The 19367-nt window shown below is 75.4% G+C and carries 19 protein-coding genes; 5 read left to right on the forward strand and 14 right to left on the reverse strand.

Annotated elements, in window-relative coordinates; all coding sequences use genetic code 11:
• Positions 1 to 8: 8 nt before the first annotated feature.
• From BUE29_RS05075 to BUE29_RS22350, 4 genes are all read right to left on the reverse strand, one after another.
• Positions 9 to 857, reverse strand: a complete 849-nt coding sequence (locus tag BUE29_RS05075; protein WP_234971355.1) for a RecB family exonuclease — start codon at positions 855 to 857, stop codon at positions 9 to 11.
• Entirely contained in the window at positions 854 to 1708 is an 855-nt protein-coding gene (locus BUE29_RS05080; protein ID WP_073387165.1) for a PHP domain-containing protein, read from the reverse strand. Before BUE29_RS05080 ends, BUE29_RS05075 begins: the two co-directional genes overlap by 4 nt.
• A 77-nt stretch (positions 1709 to 1785) precedes the next feature.
• The gene (locus BUE29_RS05085) at positions 1786 to 2358 is read right to left on the reverse strand and encodes a PH domain-containing protein (protein ID WP_073386566.1); all 573 of its coding nucleotides are present in this window, start codon (positions 2356 to 2358) and stop codon (positions 1786 to 1788) included.
• A gap of 18 nt (positions 2359 to 2376) precedes the next feature.
• Positions 2377 to 2532 carry a hypothetical protein gene (locus tag BUE29_RS22350; RefSeq protein ID WP_159440825.1) on the reverse strand — a complete coding sequence of 52 codons (156 nt, stop codon included), beginning with the start codon at positions 2530 to 2532 and terminating at the stop codon, positions 2377 to 2379.
• 134 nt (positions 2533 to 2666) lie between these two features.
• Between BUE29_RS22350 and BUE29_RS05090 the strand changes: the two genes are divergently transcribed.
• Positions 2667 to 3089 (forward strand): NUDIX domain-containing protein, encoded by a 423-nt coding sequence (locus tag BUE29_RS05090; RefSeq protein ID WP_073386569.1) that lies wholly within the window; start codon positions 2667 to 2669, stop codon positions 3087 to 3089.
• A gap of 39 nt (positions 3090 to 3128) precedes the next feature.
• Here the strand turns inward: BUE29_RS05090 and BUE29_RS05095 are convergent, their stop codons facing one another.
• The 3 genes from BUE29_RS05095 to BUE29_RS05105 form a co-directional block, all read right to left on the reverse strand.
• A complete protein-coding gene (locus BUE29_RS05095; protein ID WP_073386571.1) occupies positions 3129 to 3644 on the reverse strand; it encodes a MaoC family dehydratase in 516 nt (171 codons plus the stop codon).
• A 145-nt stretch (positions 3645 to 3789) separates the two neighbouring features.
• Positions 3790 to 4512: a suppressor of fused domain protein gene (locus BUE29_RS05100; RefSeq protein ID WP_073386573.1), complete on the reverse strand. Its 723-nt coding sequence runs from the start codon at positions 4510 to 4512 to the stop codon at positions 3790 to 3792.
• A gap of 69 nt (positions 4513 to 4581) precedes the next feature.
• Positions 4582 to 4872 carry a WXG100 family type VII secretion target gene (locus BUE29_RS05105; protein ID WP_073386575.1) on the reverse strand — a complete coding sequence of 97 codons (291 nt, stop codon included), beginning with the start codon at positions 4870 to 4872 and terminating at the stop codon, positions 4582 to 4584.
• 158 nt (positions 4873 to 5030) lie between these two features.
• Between BUE29_RS05105 and BUE29_RS05110 the strand changes: the two genes are divergently transcribed.
• Positions 5031 to 9287: a type VII secretion EssC family protein gene (locus tag BUE29_RS05110; RefSeq protein WP_073386577.1), complete on the forward strand. Its 4257-nt coding sequence runs from the start codon at positions 5031 to 5033 to the stop codon at positions 9285 to 9287.
• A gap of 71 nt (positions 9288 to 9358) precedes the next feature.
• Here BUE29_RS05110 and pruA read toward each other — a convergent pair whose 3' ends face one another.
• The 5 genes from pruA to BUE29_RS05135 all read right to left on the reverse strand — a co-directional run bounded on the left by pruA (position 9359) and on the right by BUE29_RS05135 (position 15273).
• On the reverse strand, positions 9359 to 10999 hold the full coding sequence (gene pruA, locus BUE29_RS05115; protein ID WP_073386579.1) for an L-glutamate gamma-semialdehyde dehydrogenase: 1641 nt from the start codon (positions 10997 to 10999) through the stop codon (positions 9359 to 9361).
• A 30-nt stretch (positions 11000 to 11029) separates the two neighbouring features.
• Positions 11030 to 11536 (reverse strand): DUF6912 family protein, encoded by a 507-nt coding sequence (locus BUE29_RS05120; protein ID WP_073386582.1) that lies wholly within the window; start codon positions 11534 to 11536, stop codon positions 11030 to 11032.
• Positions 11533 to 13152: a WS/DGAT/MGAT family O-acyltransferase gene (locus BUE29_RS05125; RefSeq protein ID WP_084180756.1), complete on the reverse strand. Its 1620-nt coding sequence runs from the start codon at positions 13150 to 13152 to the stop codon at positions 11533 to 11535. Before BUE29_RS05125 ends, BUE29_RS05120 begins: the two co-directional genes overlap by 4 nt.
• Positions 13153 to 13252: 100 nt before the next feature.
• Positions 13253 to 14560 (reverse strand): CpaE/TadZ family protein, encoded by a 1308-nt coding sequence (locus BUE29_RS05130; RefSeq protein ID WP_073386586.1) that lies wholly within the window; start codon positions 14558 to 14560, stop codon positions 13253 to 13255.
• Entirely contained in the window at positions 14557 to 15273 is a 717-nt protein-coding gene (locus tag BUE29_RS05135) for an SAF domain-containing protein (RefSeq protein ID WP_073386588.1), read from the reverse strand. Before BUE29_RS05135 ends, BUE29_RS05130 begins: the two co-directional genes overlap by 4 nt.
• Before the next feature lie 166 nt (positions 15274 to 15439).
• Here BUE29_RS05135 and BUE29_RS05140 point away from each other — a divergent pair, with 166 nt between their 5' ends.
• Positions 15440 to 15676, forward strand: coding sequence for a helix-turn-helix domain-containing protein (locus tag BUE29_RS05140; protein WP_073386590.1), 237 nt, complete (start codon positions 15440 to 15442; stop codon positions 15674 to 15676).
• 42 nt (positions 15677 to 15718) lie between these two features.
• On the opposite strand, the gene BUE29_RS05145 is transcribed toward BUE29_RS05140, so the two are convergent.
• Together BUE29_RS05145 and BUE29_RS05150 are read right to left on the reverse strand one after the other, a co-directional pair.
• A complete protein-coding gene (locus tag BUE29_RS05145; RefSeq protein ID WP_073386592.1) occupies positions 15719 to 17356 on the reverse strand; it encodes an ABC-F family ATP-binding cassette domain-containing protein in 1638 nt (545 codons plus the stop codon).
• Between the two features lie 26 nt (positions 17357 to 17382).
• Entirely contained in the window at positions 17383 to 17940 is a 558-nt protein-coding gene (locus tag BUE29_RS05150; protein WP_234971356.1) for a hypothetical protein, read from the reverse strand.
• A gap of 130 nt (positions 17941 to 18070) precedes the next feature.
• On the opposite strand from BUE29_RS05150, the gene BUE29_RS05155 reads away from it, so the two are divergent.
• Both BUE29_RS05155 and BUE29_RS05160 read left to right on the forward strand, forming a co-directional pair.
• A complete protein-coding gene (locus BUE29_RS05155) occupies positions 18071 to 18802 on the forward strand; it encodes a LysM peptidoglycan-binding domain-containing protein (protein ID WP_073386599.1) in 732 nt (243 codons plus the stop codon).
• On the forward strand, positions 18799 to 19362 hold the full coding sequence (locus BUE29_RS05160) for an Rv3235 family protein (RefSeq protein WP_073386601.1): 564 nt from the start codon (positions 18799 to 18801) through the stop codon (positions 19360 to 19362). The genes BUE29_RS05155 and BUE29_RS05160 overlap by 4 nt, the downstream gene beginning before the upstream one ends.
• Positions 19363 to 19367 lie beyond the last annotated feature (5 nt).

Raw genomic sequence — 19367 nt, forward strand, 5'->3', positions numbered from 1 at the left:
CGGCGCGTTCAGGCGACCGCGTCGGGCAGCCCCGCCCACGGCACGAGCTCCTCGGACGCCGCACGCCCCGCCGGGCACTGCCGACGGAAGTCGCACCACGCGCACGACGGCGACGGGACGGGCGGGTACGCGACGTCGGCGGCGACGCCGCGCGCGCTGCGGTCGGCCGCGGTCTCGATCCCCTCCGCGGTGCGCTCGGCTCGCGCGAGGGCGGCGGCCAACGTCTCCTCGGTGTGCTCGAAGGCGGCCACGGTGCCCGTGGGCAGGTGGTGCAGCTCGACCCGACGACAGTCGCGGTGCAGGGTCTGCCGCACGCCGAGCGCGTAGAGCGCCAGCGCGGCCGAGGCCGCGACGTCGCTCACGGTGGGCGGCCGGCGGCCGGTCTTGTAGTCGACGACGACGAGCTCGCCCGCCCGATCGTCGATGCGGTCGACCCGTCCCGACAGCGCGAGCCGCGCCGTCCGCGCCGCGACGGTGCGTTCGACACCCACCGGCTCGTCGGCGGGGTCGACGTGCTCGCGCAGGTAGGCCGCCACCCAGTCCGCGACCAGCTCGCAGGTACGCGCCGACTGCCGGTCGTCACGGAACCCCGCGCTGGACCAGTTCCGCTCGACGAGTTCGATCCCCTGCTCGGGGACGCGTTGCGAGCGCGGCAGCAGCCACCAGCGGTGCAGGGCCACGTGGGCGACGGCCCCGACCGTGCTGCGGGCCCACGGCAACCCGCGCGGCGGCGCGGGCCGCTTGAGATAGGTGAAGCGGTACTGCCGCGGGCAGCCGAAGGTCGCGAGCCGGGACGGCGTGCACGCGAACAGCCGCCGGGGCATGGCGTCGAACGCGAGCTGCTCGGGCTCGGTCACGAGACCGGCGTCAGCGCGGCCGGGAGCGCGAGCAGCTGCTCGTACACCGCCGGGTCGGTGAGCCGCGCGCCGAGCGGCGTCGTCTTGTTCGTGCCGTGGTAGTCCGACGACCCGGTGCCGAGCAGGCCGTGCTCGACGGCCAGCCGGGCGGCGTGCGCGGTGTCGCCGGCGTCGTGGTCGGGGTGATGGACCTCGAGGCCCACCAGCCCCGCCGCGGCCATGGCGGCCACGACGTCGTCGCCGACGACCGGGCCGCGACGCCGCGCCAGCGGGTGCGCGAAGACGGGCAGGCCGCGGGCACCGCGCACCAGCCGGATCGCGGTGAAGACGTCGGTGTCGGCCTTGCGGACGTAGTACGGGCGCCGCGAGGTCAACAGGTCCCCGAAGGCCGTGGTGACGTCGGGCACGACACCGGCCTCGACCAGCGCGCGGCCGATGTGCGGCCGGCCGACGGAGCCGCCGGCGGCGAGCCGCTCGACCTGCGCCCAGCTGATCGGGTAGCCGTCGGCGACGAGACGCTCGACCATGGTCCGGCCGCGCGTGACGCGACTGTCGCGCAGCCGCTGCCACTCGGCCCGGATCGCGGCGTCCTCGGCGTCGACGAAGTACGCCAGCAGGTGCAGGCTGATCCGCCGACCGGCGTCGTCCTCGTGGACGCAGGAGAACTCGACGCCGCGCACCACGGTCAGCCCCGCGGGCCGGGCCGCGAGCGCCTCGTCCCAGCCCGCGGTGGTGTCGTGGTCGGTGACGGCGACGACGTCGAGCCCGGCCTCGGCTGCGGCGCGGACCAGCTCGGCCGGGGTATCGGTGCCGTCGGAGGCCGTGCTGTGGGTGTGGAGGTCGATTCGCATGGCGGAGGTCCAGGTTATCGGGCCGCCGGCCCCGGCGGTGCCCATGCCGGTGTGCCCGGGCGCCGGGTCGCGAGTGCCTATCCGCGCCGGCGCAGGCGCGACAGCCGCGACAGGTCGGGCAGCTCGTCGGTGACCTGGTCACTGGTGTGGTGGGTGGGTCCCTCGTCGGGGTCACCGGCGTGCGGCTCGCCGAACACGACGCTGCGCAGCCGCACGTAGAACGGATGGGGTCGGGCGATGCGGAACAGCCGCTTCAGACCGGGATGCTCCCCGGGCGCCTCGAGGTAGATCGTCGCGTAACCCCAGAGCCGTCCCCAGAACGTCTCCTTGATCCGCAGCCCGGAGATGCGGTCGAGTCGCAGCGACGCCTCCTCCCGGGTCGTCTCCAGCACGCCGTACACGTGGACGATGCGCTTGTGCGTGAGCACGATCCGCTCGGCGGCCCACAGCCGGTAGCGCATGAAGCCGAGCAGCGCCGCCACCACCACCGCCGGGATCGCGAAGGTCGCGGGGAACAGGTAGCCGAGCAGGGCGAGCGCGGTCAGCAGGATGACCCAGTGCTTGCGCGGCTTGCGGATCAGCAGGACGATCCGGTGCTGCCGGACCTCGTACTGCGGCCGGCCCTTCTCCGACTCGAGCAGCTCGGGCACGGCGGAGTCACGCAGCGATCAGGACGCGAGCTTGTCGACGAAGTCGCCGATGCCGTGCGCGACCTTGACGACGAAGTTCCAACTGCCGTTGGCGATGTCCGCGGCCTGGTCCGGCGACGTGATGATGTAGAACAGCACGAAGGCGGCGAGGAGCCCGACGACGGCGAGCTTCACGGTGTCGTCCCCCTTTGTCGGCACAGCTGTCGGCACGCATGACGGCCGTGCGAGCTGCCTCGGCCCGCACGGGTTCGTTCATACCGCACGCGAGCGTCGGTGCCGGGACGCCGCGCCGCAGGAACGGAGTTCCGATGACCGACGGCGTGCGTCGGCCCTGCGCGGGTGGTCTCGTCTTCGATCCTCGCCACCGGCTGCTGCTCATCCGGCGCGGCCAGGCCCCCTCGGCGGGTTCGTGGTCGGTGCCCGGCGGCCGGTGCCGGATCGGCGAGCGACCCGATCTCGCCTGCGTGCGCGAGGTCGGCGAGGAGACCGGCGTCGGTGTCGAGGTGGTGCGCTGGATCGGCCGCGTCGAACGGGCCGCGCCGGCCGGCGGCGTGTACGTGATCGACGACTACCTGTGCCGTCCCGACGCCCGCAGCCTGCGCGACGGCCGGCTGCGGGCGGGGGACGACGCGCTCGACGCACGTTGGGTGACGCGTGACGAGCTGGTCGGGCTGCCGCTCGCACCCGGCCTGCTCGACGCGCTCACCACGTGGTCGGTGCTGCCGGGCTGAGCGGTGCCGACCGGCCGTCGGGTGGCACCCGCGGGTCGTCTACTTCTTCTCGCGCGGCGTGGGTTCGGGCCGACCCGGCTGCTCGCCGCCGCGGGCGTCGATGTACTCGCGCGTCGGGACCATGACCTTGCGCCGGAAGATGCACACGATCGTGCCGTCCTGCTTGTAGCCGATCGTCTCGACGTGCACGATGCCGCGGTCGGACTTGGACTTCGACGGTGTCTTGTCCAGCACGGTCGTCTCGCCGTAGATGGTGTCGCCGTGGAACGTGGGCGCGACGTGGCGCAGCGACTCGATCTCGAGGTTGGCGATCGCCTTGCCGCTGACGTCGGGCACGGACATGCCGAGCAGCAGCGAGTAGACGTAGTTGCCGACCACCACGTTCTTGCCGAAGTCGGTCGTGCGCTCGGCGTAGTTGACGTCGAGGTGCAGCGGGTGGTGGTTCATCGTCAGCAGGCAGAACAGATGGTCGTCGTACTCGGTGACCGTCTTCCCGGGCCAGTGCTTGTAGATCGCGCCGACCTCGAACTCCTCGTAGATCCGACCGAACTGCACGTGCGTCGCCTCCTGCGTCGTGGGCTGCTGCGGGACAGTCTGTTGCGCAGGCCAGTCTGCTGGGTGCGCGCCCCGGGGCTCGTCCGGGGCGTGCCGGCGTGGCGTGAGCCTCGATCCGATCGGCTCGGGCGGCCCCGACTCCGCGTCAGTCCAGCGCGACCGACCGGCGGTACAGGTCGAGCAGGTCCACCTCCGGGCCGCGCAGCCGTTCCAGCAGGCCCGCCGACCCTCGCGCCCGCGCCCAGGCGAGCTCGTGGGAGGTCACCGGCAGCACCTGGAAGACGGTCACGCCCGACGACGACACCGGCGACGACAGCGGCAATTCCGCCGGCGGCGGCAGCGACGGCGCCGGCGGCGGCGATTGCGACGGCGGGGATTGCGACGGCGGCGATTGCGACGGCGGCGATTGCGACGGCGGCGATTGCGACGGCGGCGATTGCGACGGCGGCGCTGCGATGACCGGCAGTGGGGACTCGGTGACGACCACGCCCGTGCACGCCGAACCCGGCGTCAACGGCTCGCCCAGATCGACGGTGAGGCCGGCCGTGTAGACGACCGACTCCACCGCCGGCGCGGCCGCCAGCACTGCCAGTCGACGCCACACGTCGGCGTGCTGGTCGGTGGGGTCGCGCAGGTGCAGCATCAGCTCGGCCCGCGGGCCGTCGACCGCCACGAAGGACTCGGCCCCACCGGTCATGGGATGGCGCGACATGCCGAGCGACAGGTAGGCCCGCTCACCCGGGATCGGCTCGAAGCGCAGCACCTCGATCGGGTCGACACCGACGAAAGACACCGAGGCCCGCTGCGGGCGGTGCCCGAAGTGCTCGACGAACGCGGCCTCGACCCCCGGCAGCACCGACCCGTTCACGTGTCCCGACGCTAGCCGACGCCACGCCCGCCGCCCGCGGCGACGTCGAGTCGGCGGGCGGCCACGGCGTCATCGGAAGGACGCGGCGATGTGGGCCTCCGCGTCGGCGTAGGTGCCGCCGGCGCGCTGCAACAGTGCCCCGATCCCGTCGAGGGCGTCGGCGAGACCGCGTGCGTGTTGGTCGAAGTTCTCGTACAGCGTGGCGAACTGGGCGGCGGCGACCCCGGACCACTCGGCCCCGAACAACGGCGTGAGCTGGGTTCGCAACTGGTGGTGCTGACCGCGGACGTCGCCGGCGACCCGGTGGGCGGTGCCGCCGAGGCCGACGAGTTGGGTGGGGGTGACCTTGAGGCTGGGCACGGCGTCTCCTACGACGGCGGGACTGGACACGGCGACGGTAGGTCGGCGACCCGACGTCGCGGCCCCCTCGGCCATCGCCTGTGGACAACGTCGGGTTGTCCACAGGCCGGCCGGAAGCGATGCCGTGACTGTCGTCGTCCGACCGCACACTGCCGGGCGTGCGAACAGAACTCACCGTCTCCGGGCCGGCCGGCGAGCGGGACGTCGCCGTCGTGTCGGCGGGGCAGGTCACGCTGGCCGAGGTGCTGCCGGCACTGCGCGCCGCGGCGGGCGCCGACGACGGCGCGATCCCGCGCGCCCGCGTCCGATCGACGGCGGGGTCCACCGTCCGGCCGCTCGAGGGTCGGACGCCGCTCGGCTCCCTCGAGCTGCCCGCCGGCTCGCTCGTCGCCTTCCACGCGCTTCCGGCCCCTCGCGCCACGGGGCTGCTGGAGCTGCGCGTCGTGGGTGGCGCCACCACCGGCGAGCCGGTGCCACTGCGGCGGGGCACGCTCACCGTCGGGCGCGGGTCCGAGTGCGACGTCGTGCTCGACGACGACCAGGCGTCGCGGCGGCACGCGAGCCTGGTGGTCGGCGGCGGCGCCGTCCAGGTCACCGACCTGTCGTCCACGAACGGCACCGCCGTCGACGGCGTCGACGTCGGCCCCGAGGGGCGAGCGGTGCCGCCCGGCGCGCTCGTGCGGGTCGGCAACTCACTGCTGTGCGTCGGCGATCTCGGCGGGCAGCGCAGCGCCACGCTGTCGGCCGCCCCCGACGGCGGGGTGGTCGTCCACCGGCCGCCGCGGGCTCGGGCCGAGGCGCCGGGCGCGGTGATCGACCTCCCGGTCGCCGGCTACGCCGCACGGCCGGCCCACGTGCAGTGGGTGGCCGCGGTGGTGCCCGCTCTCGCAGGGGCCGCGATGGCCTGGGCGTTCGCGACGCCGCAGTTCCTGCTGTTCGCACTCCTGTCCCCCGTCGTGATGCTCTCCGGCGCGTTGGGCGACCGGCTGCACTGGCGCCGGTCACGGCGCCGCACCGACGCGTCGCACCGGCGACGGGTGGCCGCGGCCGCGGCCGAGGTCGCCGCCCGGCTGGCCGCCGAGGTCGCGGCCCGTCGTACCGCCAACCCCGACCCGGCCACCGTCGGGTGGCTCGCGCACCTGCCCGGGTCCCGGCTGTGGGAGCGGCGCAGGACCGACGCCGACCACCTCGCGGTCCGTGTCGGTACCGCCGACCTGCCGTCCCTGCTCCAGGTGCGCGACGAGCGCGAGGACGGCCCGATGCCGCATCGGGAACCCCGTCCGGCCGGCACGGCGTCGCTCGTCCCGGTCGTCGTGCCGCTCCGCGCGGGCCCGCTCGCGGTGGTCGGGCCGGCCGCCGATGTGGCCGGCAGCATGCGCTGGCTGGTCGGCCAGCTCGCCACGCTGCACTCACCGGCCGATCTCGAGATCGTGCTGCTGACGGGCCCGGGGCGCGAGGCGGGGTGGCGGTGGGCCCGGTGGCTGCCACACGTGCGCTCGCAGCCCGCGACGGATGCCGCGGCGGCGACCGCGACCCTCGCCCGGCTCGCCGCGCGCGAGCGCGACGCGACGCGCCGCCAGGGCGAGCTCCCCGCCCCGTGGGCCGGTCCGTGGACGGTGCTGGTGATCGACGATCCGGCCGGCGTGGGCACCACCGACCTCGCCGCCGTGCTGGCCGACGGCGCCCGGCGCGGCGTCACCGCGATCTGGGCCGTCGACGGCCATACCGCATTGCCCGACTGCTGCCGCACCGCGATCGTCGCCGGTGGGAGCCGGCTCGCCGTCCAGAGCTGGGCCGCCGGCGGTCTCAGCGTGACGGACGCGATCGCCGACCGCGTGAGCGCCCCGTGGTCGATCGAGCTCGCGCGATCGCTGGCGTCGCTGGTCGACGGCCGGCGGGTCGGCGTGCCGGAACGGTGCCGGCTCGGCGACCTGCTCGGCACCGCCGACTCCCGCTCCTCGCCGGACGACGTCCTGGCGGCGTGGTCGGCCTCCGACGGGCGGCCGCGCGCGGTGCTGGGCATGTCGCGCGACGGGCCCGTGACCGTCGACCTGGCCGCCGACGGGCCGCACGCGCTGGTGGCCGGCACCACCGGTTCCGGCAAGTCTGAGCTGCTGCGCACCCTTGTCCTGAGCCTGGCCGTCGCGCACCCGCCGACCGCCGTCACCTTCCTGCTGGTCGACTACAAGGGAGGCGCCACGTTCGCCGACTGTGCCGGCCTGCCGCACACGACGGGGCTGGTCACCGATCTCGACCAGCGGTCCACCGTCCGGGCGCTGCGCTCGTTGCAGGCCGAGTTGCGGCGCCGTGAGCAGCTGCTGTCCGCGGCCGGAGCGGACGACCTCGACGCGTACCGCCGGTGCCGCGGCGGTGAGCCGCTGCCGCGTCTCGTCGTCGTGGTCGACGAGTTCGCCGAGCTCGCCGGCGAACTGCCCGACTTCGTGAGCGGCCTCGTCGGCGTGGCCCGCCGTGGGCGCTCGCTCGGCGTGCACCTGATCCTGGCGACGCAGCGACCCGGCTCGGCGGTGACCGCCGAGATCCGCGCCAACACGGCGCTGCGCATCGCGCTGCGGGTCACCGACGCCGACGAGTCCCTCGACGTCGTCGACGTCGGCGACGCGGCCCTGCTCGATCCTCGACAGCCCGGCCGCTGCTACCTGCGCACCGGGACGTCGCTGCGGCAAGTGCAGACCGCCACGGTGCGCGCGGCGCCTTCGGCGACACCCGTCGTGGAGCTGCTGGACGGGTGGCGGCGGCCCGGTGCCGGCGACGAGCAGCAGGACGGGGAGATCGGTTCGCTGGTCGAGTTGCTGCGACGCAGCGCCGCGCGCGGCGCATTCCCGCCCGCTCGCGCGCCGTGGTTGCCGCCGCTGCCGGACCGGCTCGCCCTGACCGACGTCGCCGACCCGGTCGCGGCTCCGGCGTTCGCGATCGGACGGGTCGACCATCCCGACGACCAGAGCCAGCCGAACCTGACGGTGGACCCGGCCCACGACGACACCGTGCTGGTCGTGGGGCGCGCCAGGTCCGGGCGCACCGGGGCGTTGCTGACGATCGCCGTCGCCGCCTGCCGGGCGGCACCGGCACAGGTGCAGGTGCACGTCGTGGACGGCTCCGGGACGTTGACGGCCGCCCTGTCCGCCCTCCCGCAGCTGGGTACGGCCGTGACCCGCCACTGCGCCGCGATGACTCCGGTCCTGCTCGACCGACTCGATGCGCAGCACGGCCCGGGGGCGAACGAGCGCGAGGCGCCGCGTTCGCTGCTGCTCATCGACGACTGGGACCGGTTGCTCGCCGAACGCGACGACGCCGAGGCGGCCCGCTGGTCCGCTGCGCTGTCGCGGCTGCTGCGGTCGACGGGTCCGCGGCTGACGGTCGTGGTGGCCGGCGGCCGTGAGTTGCTGCTGCCGCGTTTCGCGGCCCCGTTCGGGCAGCGGCTCGTCCTGGCCCTCACCGACCCGGTCGACTACGCCCTGGCCGGCGTCCCCGCCGGCGCCCTGCCGGCCGATCCGCCGCCGGGCCGCGGGGTGCGTGGTGGCGACGGTGCCACCTTCCAGCTCGCTCATCCGGGCCCGACGCCCGGGCTCGACGGTGACCGCGCCGCCGTGGCCGAGCTCGCGCGGCGACCGCCGCCGGGTGAGCGCCGCGACCGCCTGCGGCTGCGCCCGCTGCCGACTCGGGTCTCGCTGGCGCAGCTGCGGGCGCAGCTCGCCACCGACGCGGCCGGCACCGCGGGGGCCCGCCCCGGCAACGGGCCGCCGACCGGTCCCGGTTACCTGCTCGGCGTGGGCGGCGACGAGGCCTTGCCGTGCGCCGTCGACGTGCTCGGGCATCGGGCCCGGCTGCTCGTCGCCGGGCCACCCCGTTCCGGCCGCTCGACCCTGCTGCTCACGCTGCTCGAGGAGGGCCGCAGGGCAGGGCACGACGTCGCCGTGCTGGCGCCGCCGCGATCACCGGTGGCGGCCGCGGCACGGCGCTACGGAGCCCGGCTGCTGGCACCCGCGGACCCGGCATCGCTCGGTCCCGCCCCCGGTCGCCCGGCCCTGTTGCTGGTGGACGACGCCGAGACCTGGCTCGACACCCCGATCGACGAGGCCCTGTGCCGATGGTTGCGCAGCGACGCGACTCCGCTGGCCGCAGCCGTCGCCGGACGAAGCCACGAACTGGCGGCCACGTTCCGCGGCGTCGCGGCCCAGGTCCGTCGGGAGCGCTGCGGTGTCCTGCTGCACCCCGGCCCGATCGACGCCGAGCTGCTCGGGCTGCACCGGAACCAGTTCGCGCGGGCCGACACCGGCGACCCGCCCGGTCGCGGCCTGCTCGTCGGCGACCCTGCGTGGGGGCCACTGTTCACCGCGCCCGCCGGCGTCGCGGTGCAGGTGGCAGACCCCGAGATCGCCCCGAAGGTCCCGGCGTGAGCGGCGGCGGGTGGTCCGTCGCCGCAGGTCGCGGTCCCGCCCGGCCGCCCAGCCCGCCGCGCGGGCCGACGTCAGCGGGTGTCGGAGCCCATGTGGGGGTACCGGTGATCGGTCGCGGGCACCGACGTCTCCTTGATGGCCCGCGGCGACAGCCAGCGCTGCAGGTTCCAGATCGAGCCGGCCTTGTCGTTGGTGCCCGAGGCCCGGGCACCGCCGAAGGGCTGCTGCCCGACGACCGCGCCGGTGGGCTTGTCGTTGACGTAGAAGTTGCCCGCGGCGAATCGCAGCACGTGCTGGGCCTCGGCGACGGCAGCGCGGTCGCGGGCGAACACCGCACCGGTGAGCGCATACGGCGCCACCGACTCGAGCTGCGTGAGCGTCTCGCCCCAGCGCTCGTCGTCGTAGACGTGCACGGCGAGGACGGGTCCGAAGTACTCGTCGCGGAACATCGCGTGGGCCGGGTCGGCGAGCTCGACCACGGTGGGACGCACGAACCAGCCGGCGCTGCCGTCGGCCTTGCCGCCGCAGAGGACGGTGGCGCCCGCGTCGGCGTGCGCGCGCTCGAGCACACCGGACAGGCGATCGAACGACCGCCGGTCGATGACCGCACCGCCGAACACGCCGAAGTCGGCGACGTCGCCGTACTCCAGCGACTCGCTCACCGCGACGAGCTCGTCGCGCAGGCCGGCGGTCCACAGCGACCGGGGGACGTAGGCACGCGAGGCCGCCGAGCACTTCTGCCCCTGGTACTCGAACGCGCCGCGCACGAGCCCGGTGACGACCGCGGCCGGATCCGCACTCGGATGCGCGACGACGAAGTCCTTGCCGCCGGTCTCGCCGACGAGGCGCGGATAGCTCGCGTACGACCCGATGTTCGTGCCGACCTCACGCCACAGGTGCTGGAAGGTCGCCGTCGACCCGGTGAAGTGGATCCCGGCCAGGGCCGGGTGACCCAGCGCGGCCCGGCTCACCGCGGCGCCGTCCCCGGTGACCATGTTGACCACGCCCGGCGGGAGCCCGGCCTCGGTGAGCAGCGCCATCGTGTGGTGGGCCGCGAGCTGCTGGGTCGGGGAGGGCTTCCACACCACGACGTTGCCCAGCAGCGCCGGGGCCGTCGGCAGGTTGCCGGCGATCGCGGTGAAGTTGAAGGGAGTGATGGCGAGGACGAATCCCTCGAGCGGGCGGTACTCCATCCGGTTCCACGTGAGGGCGGAGCTGACGGGCTGCTGCTCCAGGATCTGGCGGGCGAAGTGCACGTTGAAGCGCAGGAAGTCGACCAGCTCGCAGGCCGAGTCGATCTCGGCCTGCTGCACGCTCTTGGACTGCCCGAGCATGGTGGCTGCGTTGAGGCGGTCCCGCCAGGTGGTGGAGAGCAGGTCGGCGGCGCGCAGGAACACCGCGGCGCGGTCGTCGAAGGACAGGTCACGCCAGCCCGGGGCTGCGCTCGCCGCCGCGCCGATGGCCGCCTCGACATCGGCCTCGGTCGCGTGCGCGGACCGCCCCAGCACCAGCTCGTGGCGATGCGGCGCGCGGACCTCGAAGGGGGCGCCGCCGGCCATCACGGCACGCCCGCCGACGGTCATCGTGAGGTCCGCGGTGTCGTCGGCGAGCTGCCCGACGGCGGCAGCGAGTGCGGCCGCCTCGTCACTGCTCGGGTCGTAGCGACGTACGGGCTCGTTGACCGGGGCCGGGGGGTGCGTGACGGCGTCCATGACCCGATGGTGCCACGCCCGTACGCGTGCTCAGAGCGTAGCCAGCAGGGCCGGTATCTCCTGGTTCGCGTACCACGACAGCTCGAAGCCCTCGGCGTCGTCGACGCGCTCCTGCGAGCCCGCGTCACCGAGATCGGCCGCGATGATCGCCTCGGCCGCGGCGGTCACGGTGGGTTCGGCGTCGTCGTCGTCGACGTGCACCGAGGCGACGGCCGCCGTCACGACGGGGTCGGCGAGCTGGACCACGCCCCGGTCGAGGTCGTCACGGATCTCGACACCGGCGTCGGGCGCGTCCACCGCGACGACGACACGACGGCGTGCCGCCGTGTCGTCGGCGTCCACGAGGCGCAACGAGCCGCGGGCGGCCTCGGACAGCGCCGCGTACTCGAGCTCCTCCTCCTCGTCGTCGTCGACGTACCACTCGCGGAGCGCGGGCGTCACGGCGAACGCGGTCAGCGGTGTCGCGTCGGTGCCGATGGCACCGGTGTCGACGAGCTCCTGGAGCATGGTCGTGGTGGCGGGCAGGTAGACCCTCACGTGCGGTCCTCCGGTGGGCGGGATGGCTTCGACGAGGTGGTCGACGGGCTGGTCGCCGGGCTGTCGCCGCCGCGGGGCGGCCGACGCCGGGAGCCCGGTGCGGCCCGTGTGGCGGCCGCGGTGTCCTGCCACCCGGTCGCGCCCGCGGCCCGCGCCGCCACCGGCTCGGCCGCGGCGGCGACGAGCTCGGCCAGTGACTCCTCGACGAGCCCGGGCAGCAGGGCGATGTCGGCGACCGCGTCGCGGTCGCCGTTGATGCCGAAGTAGACGCCGCGGTCGTAGGACGACAACGCGATCGACAGCGCCTGACCGTCGGCGAGCGGCTGGATCGGGAACATCTCGGTCATCCGCGCGCCCGCCGCGTAGAGCGGGAACTGCGGGCCCGGGACGTTGGTGACGACCAGGCTGAACATCCGCCGGGTCAGCCCGCCGGTCGCGCGCGCGCCCAGCGCGTGCAGGGTCGGCGGCGCGAACCCGCTCAGCGAGGTCAGCCGCTCGGCGCCGACCGCCCGACCCGACGCCTTGTGGGAGGCCATCGCGTAGCGCAGCTGCGCCAGCCGCAGCACCGGGTTGGGCTCGCCGACGGGGAGGTCGACGAGCAGCGGGCGCACCACACCGGTCGACGCGACGTCGGCGCCGAGCGGATCGGCGTCGGCCCGGCCGTCCCCGGCGACGGCCGCCGCAGCGGTATCGGCAGCGGTGTCGGTCACGCTGACCGGTACGAGCGCGCGCACGGTGGTCGCGGGGCGCAGCGCTTCGGCGCGCGCGAGCAGCCAACCCCGCAGCGCCCCGGCGACGACGGCGAGCACCACGTCGTTGACGGTGCCGCCGAAGGTCTCGCGAACTCGGCGGTAGTCGTCGAGGCGGGTGCGCGCGACCGCGAGGCGGCGGTGCTCGCTCAACGAGACGGCGAGCGGCGAGTGCTGCGGACGCCGCAGCAACGCCGTTCCCACCGAGGCGACGTTGCCGACGAGCGAACCGACCCGATCCACCACGGCGGCGGCATCGCGGGCGTTCAGCCGAGCGGCGTCGGCGAGCGCGACCGGTCGGCGCGCGATGCCCCCGACCGCGTCACGCAGCAGGTGCAGCGCGGTCGGTTCGGGGCCCGGCACCCAGATCGCCTCGACCGTCCGACGAGGCGTCGGCGCCGCGTCGAGGATCACCTGCGCGAGATCGATGCCACCGTCCTCGCCCACCATGGCCTCGTGGGTCTTGGTGACGACCGCGACGCGACCGCCGGCGAGCCCCTCGATCAGGTAGATCTCCCACAGCGGCCGCGAGCGGTCGAGCCGCCGGGCCAGGATGCGGGCACAGAAGTCGAGCAGCTGCTGGTCGGTGCCCGGCCGCGGCAGCGCCGAGCGACGCACGTGGTAGGTGATGTCGAAGGAAGGGTCGTCCACCCACATCGGGTTGGCGACGTTGCCGGGGACGGCGCGGACCTTCTGGCGGTACCGCGGGGCGAGCGTGATGCGTTCCTCGAGCAGGCGCACCAGCCGGTCGTAGTCGAAGCCGGCCGGCGGCGGATCGAACAGCGCGAGACCGCCGACGTGCTGCGGTGAGGTGCGGGTCTCGCGGTGCAGGAACGACACGTCGGCGGCGGTCATCCGCTCGGTCATCGTGCGTCCTCCCGCCGGTGCGGTGCCCATCGGCGCCTGTCGACGCCGGCGACCGGTGCCCGCGCGCCCACCGGAGAGTGTCCCAGACGGCCGGACGCGCTCAACCTCGGCGGTGCCGGCGGCGTACCGGCGCGGCGACGCCGGTCACCCTGCCTGCGAGCTCGGCCACCGCCCGCCGTAGCGGGCTGTTCGGGCTCGACTCCCCCAGCAGCCGTCCCGTCGCGACCGCACCGTCGACCGCTCGCTGGTCGACGGGCAGCAGCGCGGTGGGCGACCGGCCGGCGAAGCGCTCCAGGGCCGCCCGCAGCTCGACCCCGGTGTCGCCCGGCACGACGGCCGACCGGACCCGGTTCAGCACGACCCACACCGGCGCCGCGACCTCCGCCTCACGGAGCTCCGCCAGCCCACGGACGAGTCGCTGCATCCCGATCGGGTCCGCCGACCCGATCACCACGACGAGATCGGCCTCGTCGAGCACGGCGAGCGTGGCGCCGTTGCGGCGGGGCGCGAGCGTGTCGAAGGAGAGCTCCTCGTCGGTCTCGAGGCAGAAGCCGCAGTCGACGACGGTGTACTCGGCGAGCGCCCGGGCGGCCGCGAGGACGGACCCGATCGCCGCCGGCCGCAGCTCGGGCCAGCGCGACGCCAGCGGCAGCCCGGTGAGCACCCGCAGCCGCGGGCCGAGCTGCCAGCACAGCGCGGCGAGCAGGGTCGCGTCGAGGCGCTGGCCACCGGCCTGCCGGCACGCCGCGGCGAGGCCGGGCGACTCGTCGAGCAGGCCGAGCACGGCGGCGACCGTGCCGCCGTACACGTCGGCGTCCACGAGCAGTGCGGGTTGGCCGAGCCGGGCGATCTCGTCGGCCAGCGTCACGGCAAGCGTCGTGCGCCCCGGTGCGCCGGTCGGCCCCCACACGGCGACGACGGTCCCGCGGCGGGCCGTGGCGACGGGCGCGACCGGATCGCCCGCGCCGGGCGGGATCGCCATGGACGTCGACGGGTCGGCGAACGAGCGGTGGCCGCGCGCCGTGACCGATCCGTCGGCCGGCACGGTGGCGTCGCGGACGGCCTCGCCGACCACCGTGGCCATCACCGCGGCGTCGGTGTCGTCGGGGACGACGTGCTGGATCCCCAGCGCCTGCATGCGCTGCTCGGTGGCGGTGTCGCCACGCGGGACGACCGCGACCGGGACGACGTTCGCGGCGTGCAACCGGTCGATCACGTCGGCGTCGAGCCGGCGCAGCGAGCTCGCGAGCAGCGCGACCCGCCCCTGCCCCGACGCCGCGACGGCGAGCAGGTCGACCACGTCGACGCAGCGCCGCACGATCTCGACCGACGTCGACGGGCCGAGGTCACGGACCAGCCGCTCCTCCCACGCCGCACCGTCGGCGACGGACAGGACGGGCAGCCTCATCGGCCCGCGGTCGACGAGGTGCAGGCGGCGAGGTCGGCGGGCATCGTCGCGCCACCGGAACCGGACGGCACCGGCGCACGGGTCGCCGCCGGCCGGCCGCCGACGAGGACCCCGGCACGCAGGTGCGCGTCCTCGATCGACTGGGCCGCGACGACGCGCGGCGCGAGCGCGGGCGCGACGGCGATGACGACGTCCTGACCGGTGCCGGCGTCGGCGAGCGAGCCGGCCTCCCCGGCGCGCACCGACTGCACGGTGACGTCGGGCAGCAGCACGACGAACGCGCACGCCGGCGTGGAGAGCCAGAGCTCGATGCGCTGCCCGGCCCGCAGGTCGGGTGCCGCGCCGGCGGCGAGCGTCACGGTGAGGGTGGTGCGCGCGGGCGTCGCGGTGACGGCGGCCGCGGGCAGCAGCTCGCCCCGCGACACCGGGCGCGCGAGCGTGCGGCCCACCGCGTCGTCGACGTCGTCGAGGTAGCGCGCCGAGCCGTCGTCGGGCAGCCGCACCTGCGAGACCTCGAGATCCTGCGCCCGCAGCGTGGTGCCGGCGGCGAGATCGTGCCGCGCGGTGACCGACGGTGTGGTGTCGCCGGCGCGGGAGACGACGGTGGCCCCGAGTGCCACCGAGGCGAGCACCAGGACCACCCCCAGCACCAGGCGGAGATCGAGCCAGCGGGGTGCCCCGATCCGGCGCGGGGCGGGGGACGGTTCGGCCACGCGCACATCGTGCCCGAGAAGTCCGAATTGCGCGACTTGCCGATCCGGGGCTGTGGACGACGCCCGGGCGCACCCCGCCCGCCTGCCACACTCGTGCGCGGGCGCCATCGCCCCGCCGCCACCCGGGTGGCACCCGCACCGATCGACGAAGGGCTGCCGCACCCCCATGGATGCCGAATCCCGCTTCCTGACGCTGACCGACGTGTCCGAGGTCCTCAACATCTCCTCGTCGCAGGTCTATGCGCTGGTGCGCAACGGGGAGCTGGCGGCGATCAAGATCGGCGGCCGGGGTCAGTGGCGGGTCGAACGCAGCAGGCTGGAGGACTACATCGCGCGGATGTACCGGCAGACGAGCGACTTCATCGCCGAGCACCCGTTCGTGGAGTCCGAGACCGACTCCTGAGCCCGACCGCCGACCGAGCCCGACCGCCGGCGTCGCGGGCGGTCAGTCCTCGCTCACCCGCCCGGCGGCGACGAGCAGCCGCCGCGTGAGCCGGACGGTCTCGAGCATCTGCCGGTCGTGCGTCACGAGCAGCACCGTGCCGGTGAACGAGTCGAGCGCCGACTCGAGCTGCTCGATCGCGGGCAGGTCCAGGTGGTTGGTGGGCTCGTCGAGGACGAGCAGGTTGACGCCGCGTCCCTGCAGCAGCGCCAGCCCGGCCCGGGTCCGCTCGCCCGGCGAGAGCGAGGCGGCGGGCCGGTCCACGTGATCGGCGCGCAGCCCGAACTTGGCGAGCAGGGTGCGCACGGCGGCGTCGTCGAGCTCGGGGAGCTCGGCGCCCATCGCCCGGGCGAGCGGCAGCTGCCGGTCGAGCGCCGCGCGAGCCTGGTCGATCTCGCCGACGACGACCCCCGAGCCGAGGCTCGCCGTCCCCTCGTCGGGCGACACCCGACCCAGCAGCAGCTGCAGCAACGTCGTCTTCCCGGCGCCGTTGGCGCCGGTGACGGCGACCCGGTCGGCCCAGTCGATCTGCAGCGTGACCGGCCCGAACGTGAAACCCGGCCGGCGCACGACCGCGTCGCGCGCGCTGGCGACCACGCCGCCGGAGCGCGGCGCGGTGGCGATCGCCATACGTAGCTGCCACTCCTTGCGCGGCTCGGGCACCTCCGCCAGCCGCTCGATGAGCCGCTGCGTCTGCCGGGCCTTCGCCGCCTGCTTCTCCGAGGTCTCCGCGCGGAACTTGCGTCCCACCTTGTCGTTGTCCTTAGCCTTGCGGCGGGCGTTCGCCACGCCCTTGGCCATCCACGCCCGCTGCATGTGGGCGCGCTCGCCGAGCTCCTGCACCCGCTCGGCGTAGTCGTCGTACGCCTCGCGCTCGTGCCGTCGCTCGACCTCGCGCTCGACGAGGTACGCGCGGTAACCACCGTCGACCTGACGCACCGTGTGCTGGGCGAGGTCGAGCTCGACGACGCGGGTGACGGTGCGCTGCAGGAACTCGCGGTCGTGGCTGACGAGCACGGCGCCGGCGCGCAGGTCACCGACGAAACGCTCGAGTCGCGCGAGGCCGTCGAGGTCGAGGTCGTTGGTGGGCTCGTCGAGCAGGACGAGGTCGAAGCGGCTGGCCAGCAGCGAGAGCAGCCCGGCCCGGGCCGCCTGCCCGCCGGACAGCGTGTCCATCGCGGCGTCGAGAGCGGTGTCCAGCCCGACGTCCGCGGCGAGCGCCGCCGCCCGTTCGTCGAGGTCGGCGCCGCCGAGGGCGAGCCAGCGCTCCAGCGCGGCGGCGTACGCATCGTCGGCGCCCGGCGCGCCGGCGGCGAGCGCGGCCGCCGCGGCGTCCATCGCCACCTGCGCGTCGGCGACCCCGGTACGCCGCGCGAGGAACTGCGTCACGGACTCCCCCGGCCGCCCGGTGCGCTCCTGCGGCAGGTAGCCCACCGTCGCGTCGGGTGGCGACAGCGCGATCGTGCCGGACTCGGGACGCCGCAGCCCGGCGAGCACCTGCAGCAGCGTCGACTTGCCCGCACCGTTGACGCCGACCAGCCCGACGACGTCGCCGGGCGCGACCACCAGATCGAGACCGTCGAACAGGACGCGCGAGCCGAACGCGGCGCCGAGACCGGTCGCGACGAGGGAGGCGTCCACCCGACGAGCCTACGAAGCGGACGCAGCTAGGTTGTCACGGCATCCGCGCTGCGCCGCACGGCGGCGAGGGCGGCGAGCGGCACCAGCTCGGAGTCGCGGACGTCCCCGCGTCGGCGCGGCTCGCCCGCGGCGTGGGTGGCGACCTCCACGAAGTCCGCTCCCACCCGGTCGACGGTGGCGTCGACGGTCGCGCCGTCGACGAGGTGCACCCGCACCGCCGACCGGTCCCGGGCGACGCCGCGCAACGCATGCCGCAGTGTGAGCCGCGACTCGACAACCCCTGCGGTGCCGGGCGCGGCCGAGAACCGGGCCAGACCCCGGACGCCGAGGACGGCGGGCAGCGCGACGATGGTCTCGCGCGCGTCGCCGTCGCCCAGCAGCAGCCAGTCGGGACCGACGCGCCGTAGCTCGCCCGCCACCGTGAGCCCAGCAGGCAGCCGCAGCCGCACCGGCAGCCCGAGCGCACCCCGCAGCCGCTCCGCGACCCCGAGCCGGCCGACCTCGGCCCGGGTGCGCTCGTCGACCTCGGCGGCCCGCTCCGCCTGCGCCAGCGCACCGGCCTGCGCCTCCAGGTCCGCGAACAAGCCCTCCCACCGCACGACCCCGCCCTTCCTCGACCGCCCGAACCGGACAACTGTGACACAGCCTCGCCGCTTGACCGTAGGTCAGCCAACGCATATAAACGCAAACACAAGCAAACGAAAGGTTCGGACTGTGGGTCTTCGGCTGCGCATCAGTGCCCTGACGCTCGTCGACGGCCTCGCCGTGGTCGGGCTGCGGCCGGATCTCGCCGCGGTCGCGGACGGGCTCACGGCGCCGCGGCACTGGCTGGCCCACGCCGGCGCCGACCGGGTCGTCGCCGTGCTGGCCGGCCTCGGCGGCTGGCTCGCCGCGACGTGGGTGGCGCTCGGGCTGCTGGCCGCCGCGCTCAGCCGGCTGCCCGGGACGGCGGGTCGGCTCGCCGCCGCGACCGCCCGGGTCGCGCTGCCCGCGCTCGTGCGACGGCTGCTCGCCGGGTCGGCCGGGCTCGGCGTCCTGCTGGCCCCGGCGACGGCGGCCGTCGCGACCCCGGGAACGGGACCGGGGCCGGCAGGCCCGGCGTGGCCCACGACGCCCTCGGTGTCGGCGCCCGGCCCGGCGTGGCCGACCGGCGGCGAGGCCCCGGTCACCCCGGATCACCACCCCCCTCGACCCGAGCACCGTCCGCAGCCCCGGGACGGCCACCCCGGGACGCACGCCGCAGCGGCACGGGTGACCGTCCGCGCCGGCGACTGCCTCTGGCTGCTGGGGTCGCGGCGCCTGGGCGCCGACGCGTCCGACGCCCGCGTGGCCCGCTACGTCGCGCGGCTCCACGCCGTCAACCGGGACGTCATCGGCGCCGATCCCGACCACATCACCCCTGGGCAGGTGCTCGCGCTGCCCCCTCCCCCGCAGGAGTCCCCGTGACCGCCGCCGTCGCCACCGTCGCCCCCACCGCTGGCGCCCCCGCCGCGCACCGCCCGGCGCGCCCGGGCGCGGCCTCGCGCGTCACCGTGCGTCCCGCCCCGCAGCGGGAGCCGCCGTTCGACGACGAGGTGGCCGGCCGGCCGCTCGTCGGCCGCTACGACCAGCGGTTGCCCTTCGACGAGCCGACATCGCCGTGGTCGAGCGCGATCGCCGCCCTGCCCCGTCGCGACGGCCTGCCCGAGCCCACGTTGTGGGCGCGACGGTTGCTGGTCGGTCTCATCGAGACCGCCGACGGCCGCCGGCCGCTCGCCCAGCTCACCGCCATGCTCAGCCCGTCGATCGGACGCGGGCTGGGCGCCGACTTCGAACGCGCCGCCGTCGCGGGCCGGCCGCACTGGCTGCACCGCGCGCACGTGGCGACGGTGCGTTCGGCCGAGGCCGCGGCAGGCATCGCCGAGCTGTGCGCGACCGTGGAGGTCGGGCCGCGGGTGCGCGCCGTCGCGTTACGGCTCGAGGTGCACCGAGGGCGCTGGTTGTGCACCCGGCTGCAGCTCGGCTGATCCCC

Source organism: Jatrophihabitans endophyticus (assembly GCF_900129455.1).
Taxonomy (GTDB): domain Bacteria; phylum Actinomycetota; class Actinomycetes; order Mycobacteriales; family Jatrophihabitantaceae; genus Jatrophihabitans; species Jatrophihabitans endophyticus.

Coding starts and splice junctions, on each gene's coding strand:
- BUE29_RS05125 (WP_084180756.1), bottom strand. CDS start 13,152: ATGACCGAGCGGATGACCGCCGCCGACGTGTCGTTCCTGCACCGCGAG.
- BUE29_RS05140 (WP_073386590.1), top strand. CDS start 15,440: ATGGATGCCGAATCCCGCTTCCTGACGCTGACCGACGTGTCCGAGGTC.
- pruA (WP_073386579.1), bottom strand. CDS start 10,999: ATGGACGCCGTCACGCACCCCCCGGCCCCGGTCAACGAGCCCGTACGT.
- BUE29_RS05090 (WP_073386569.1), top strand. CDS start 2,667: ATGACCGACGGCGTGCGTCGGCCCTGCGCGGGTGGTCTCGTCTTCGAT.
- BUE29_RS05080 (WP_073387165.1), bottom strand. CDS start 1,708: ATGCGAATCGACCTCCACACCCACAGCACGGCCTCCGACGGCACCGAT.
- BUE29_RS05130 (WP_073386586.1), bottom strand. CDS start 14,560: ATGAGGCTGCCCGTCCTGTCCGTCGCCGACGGTGCGGCGTGGGAGGAG.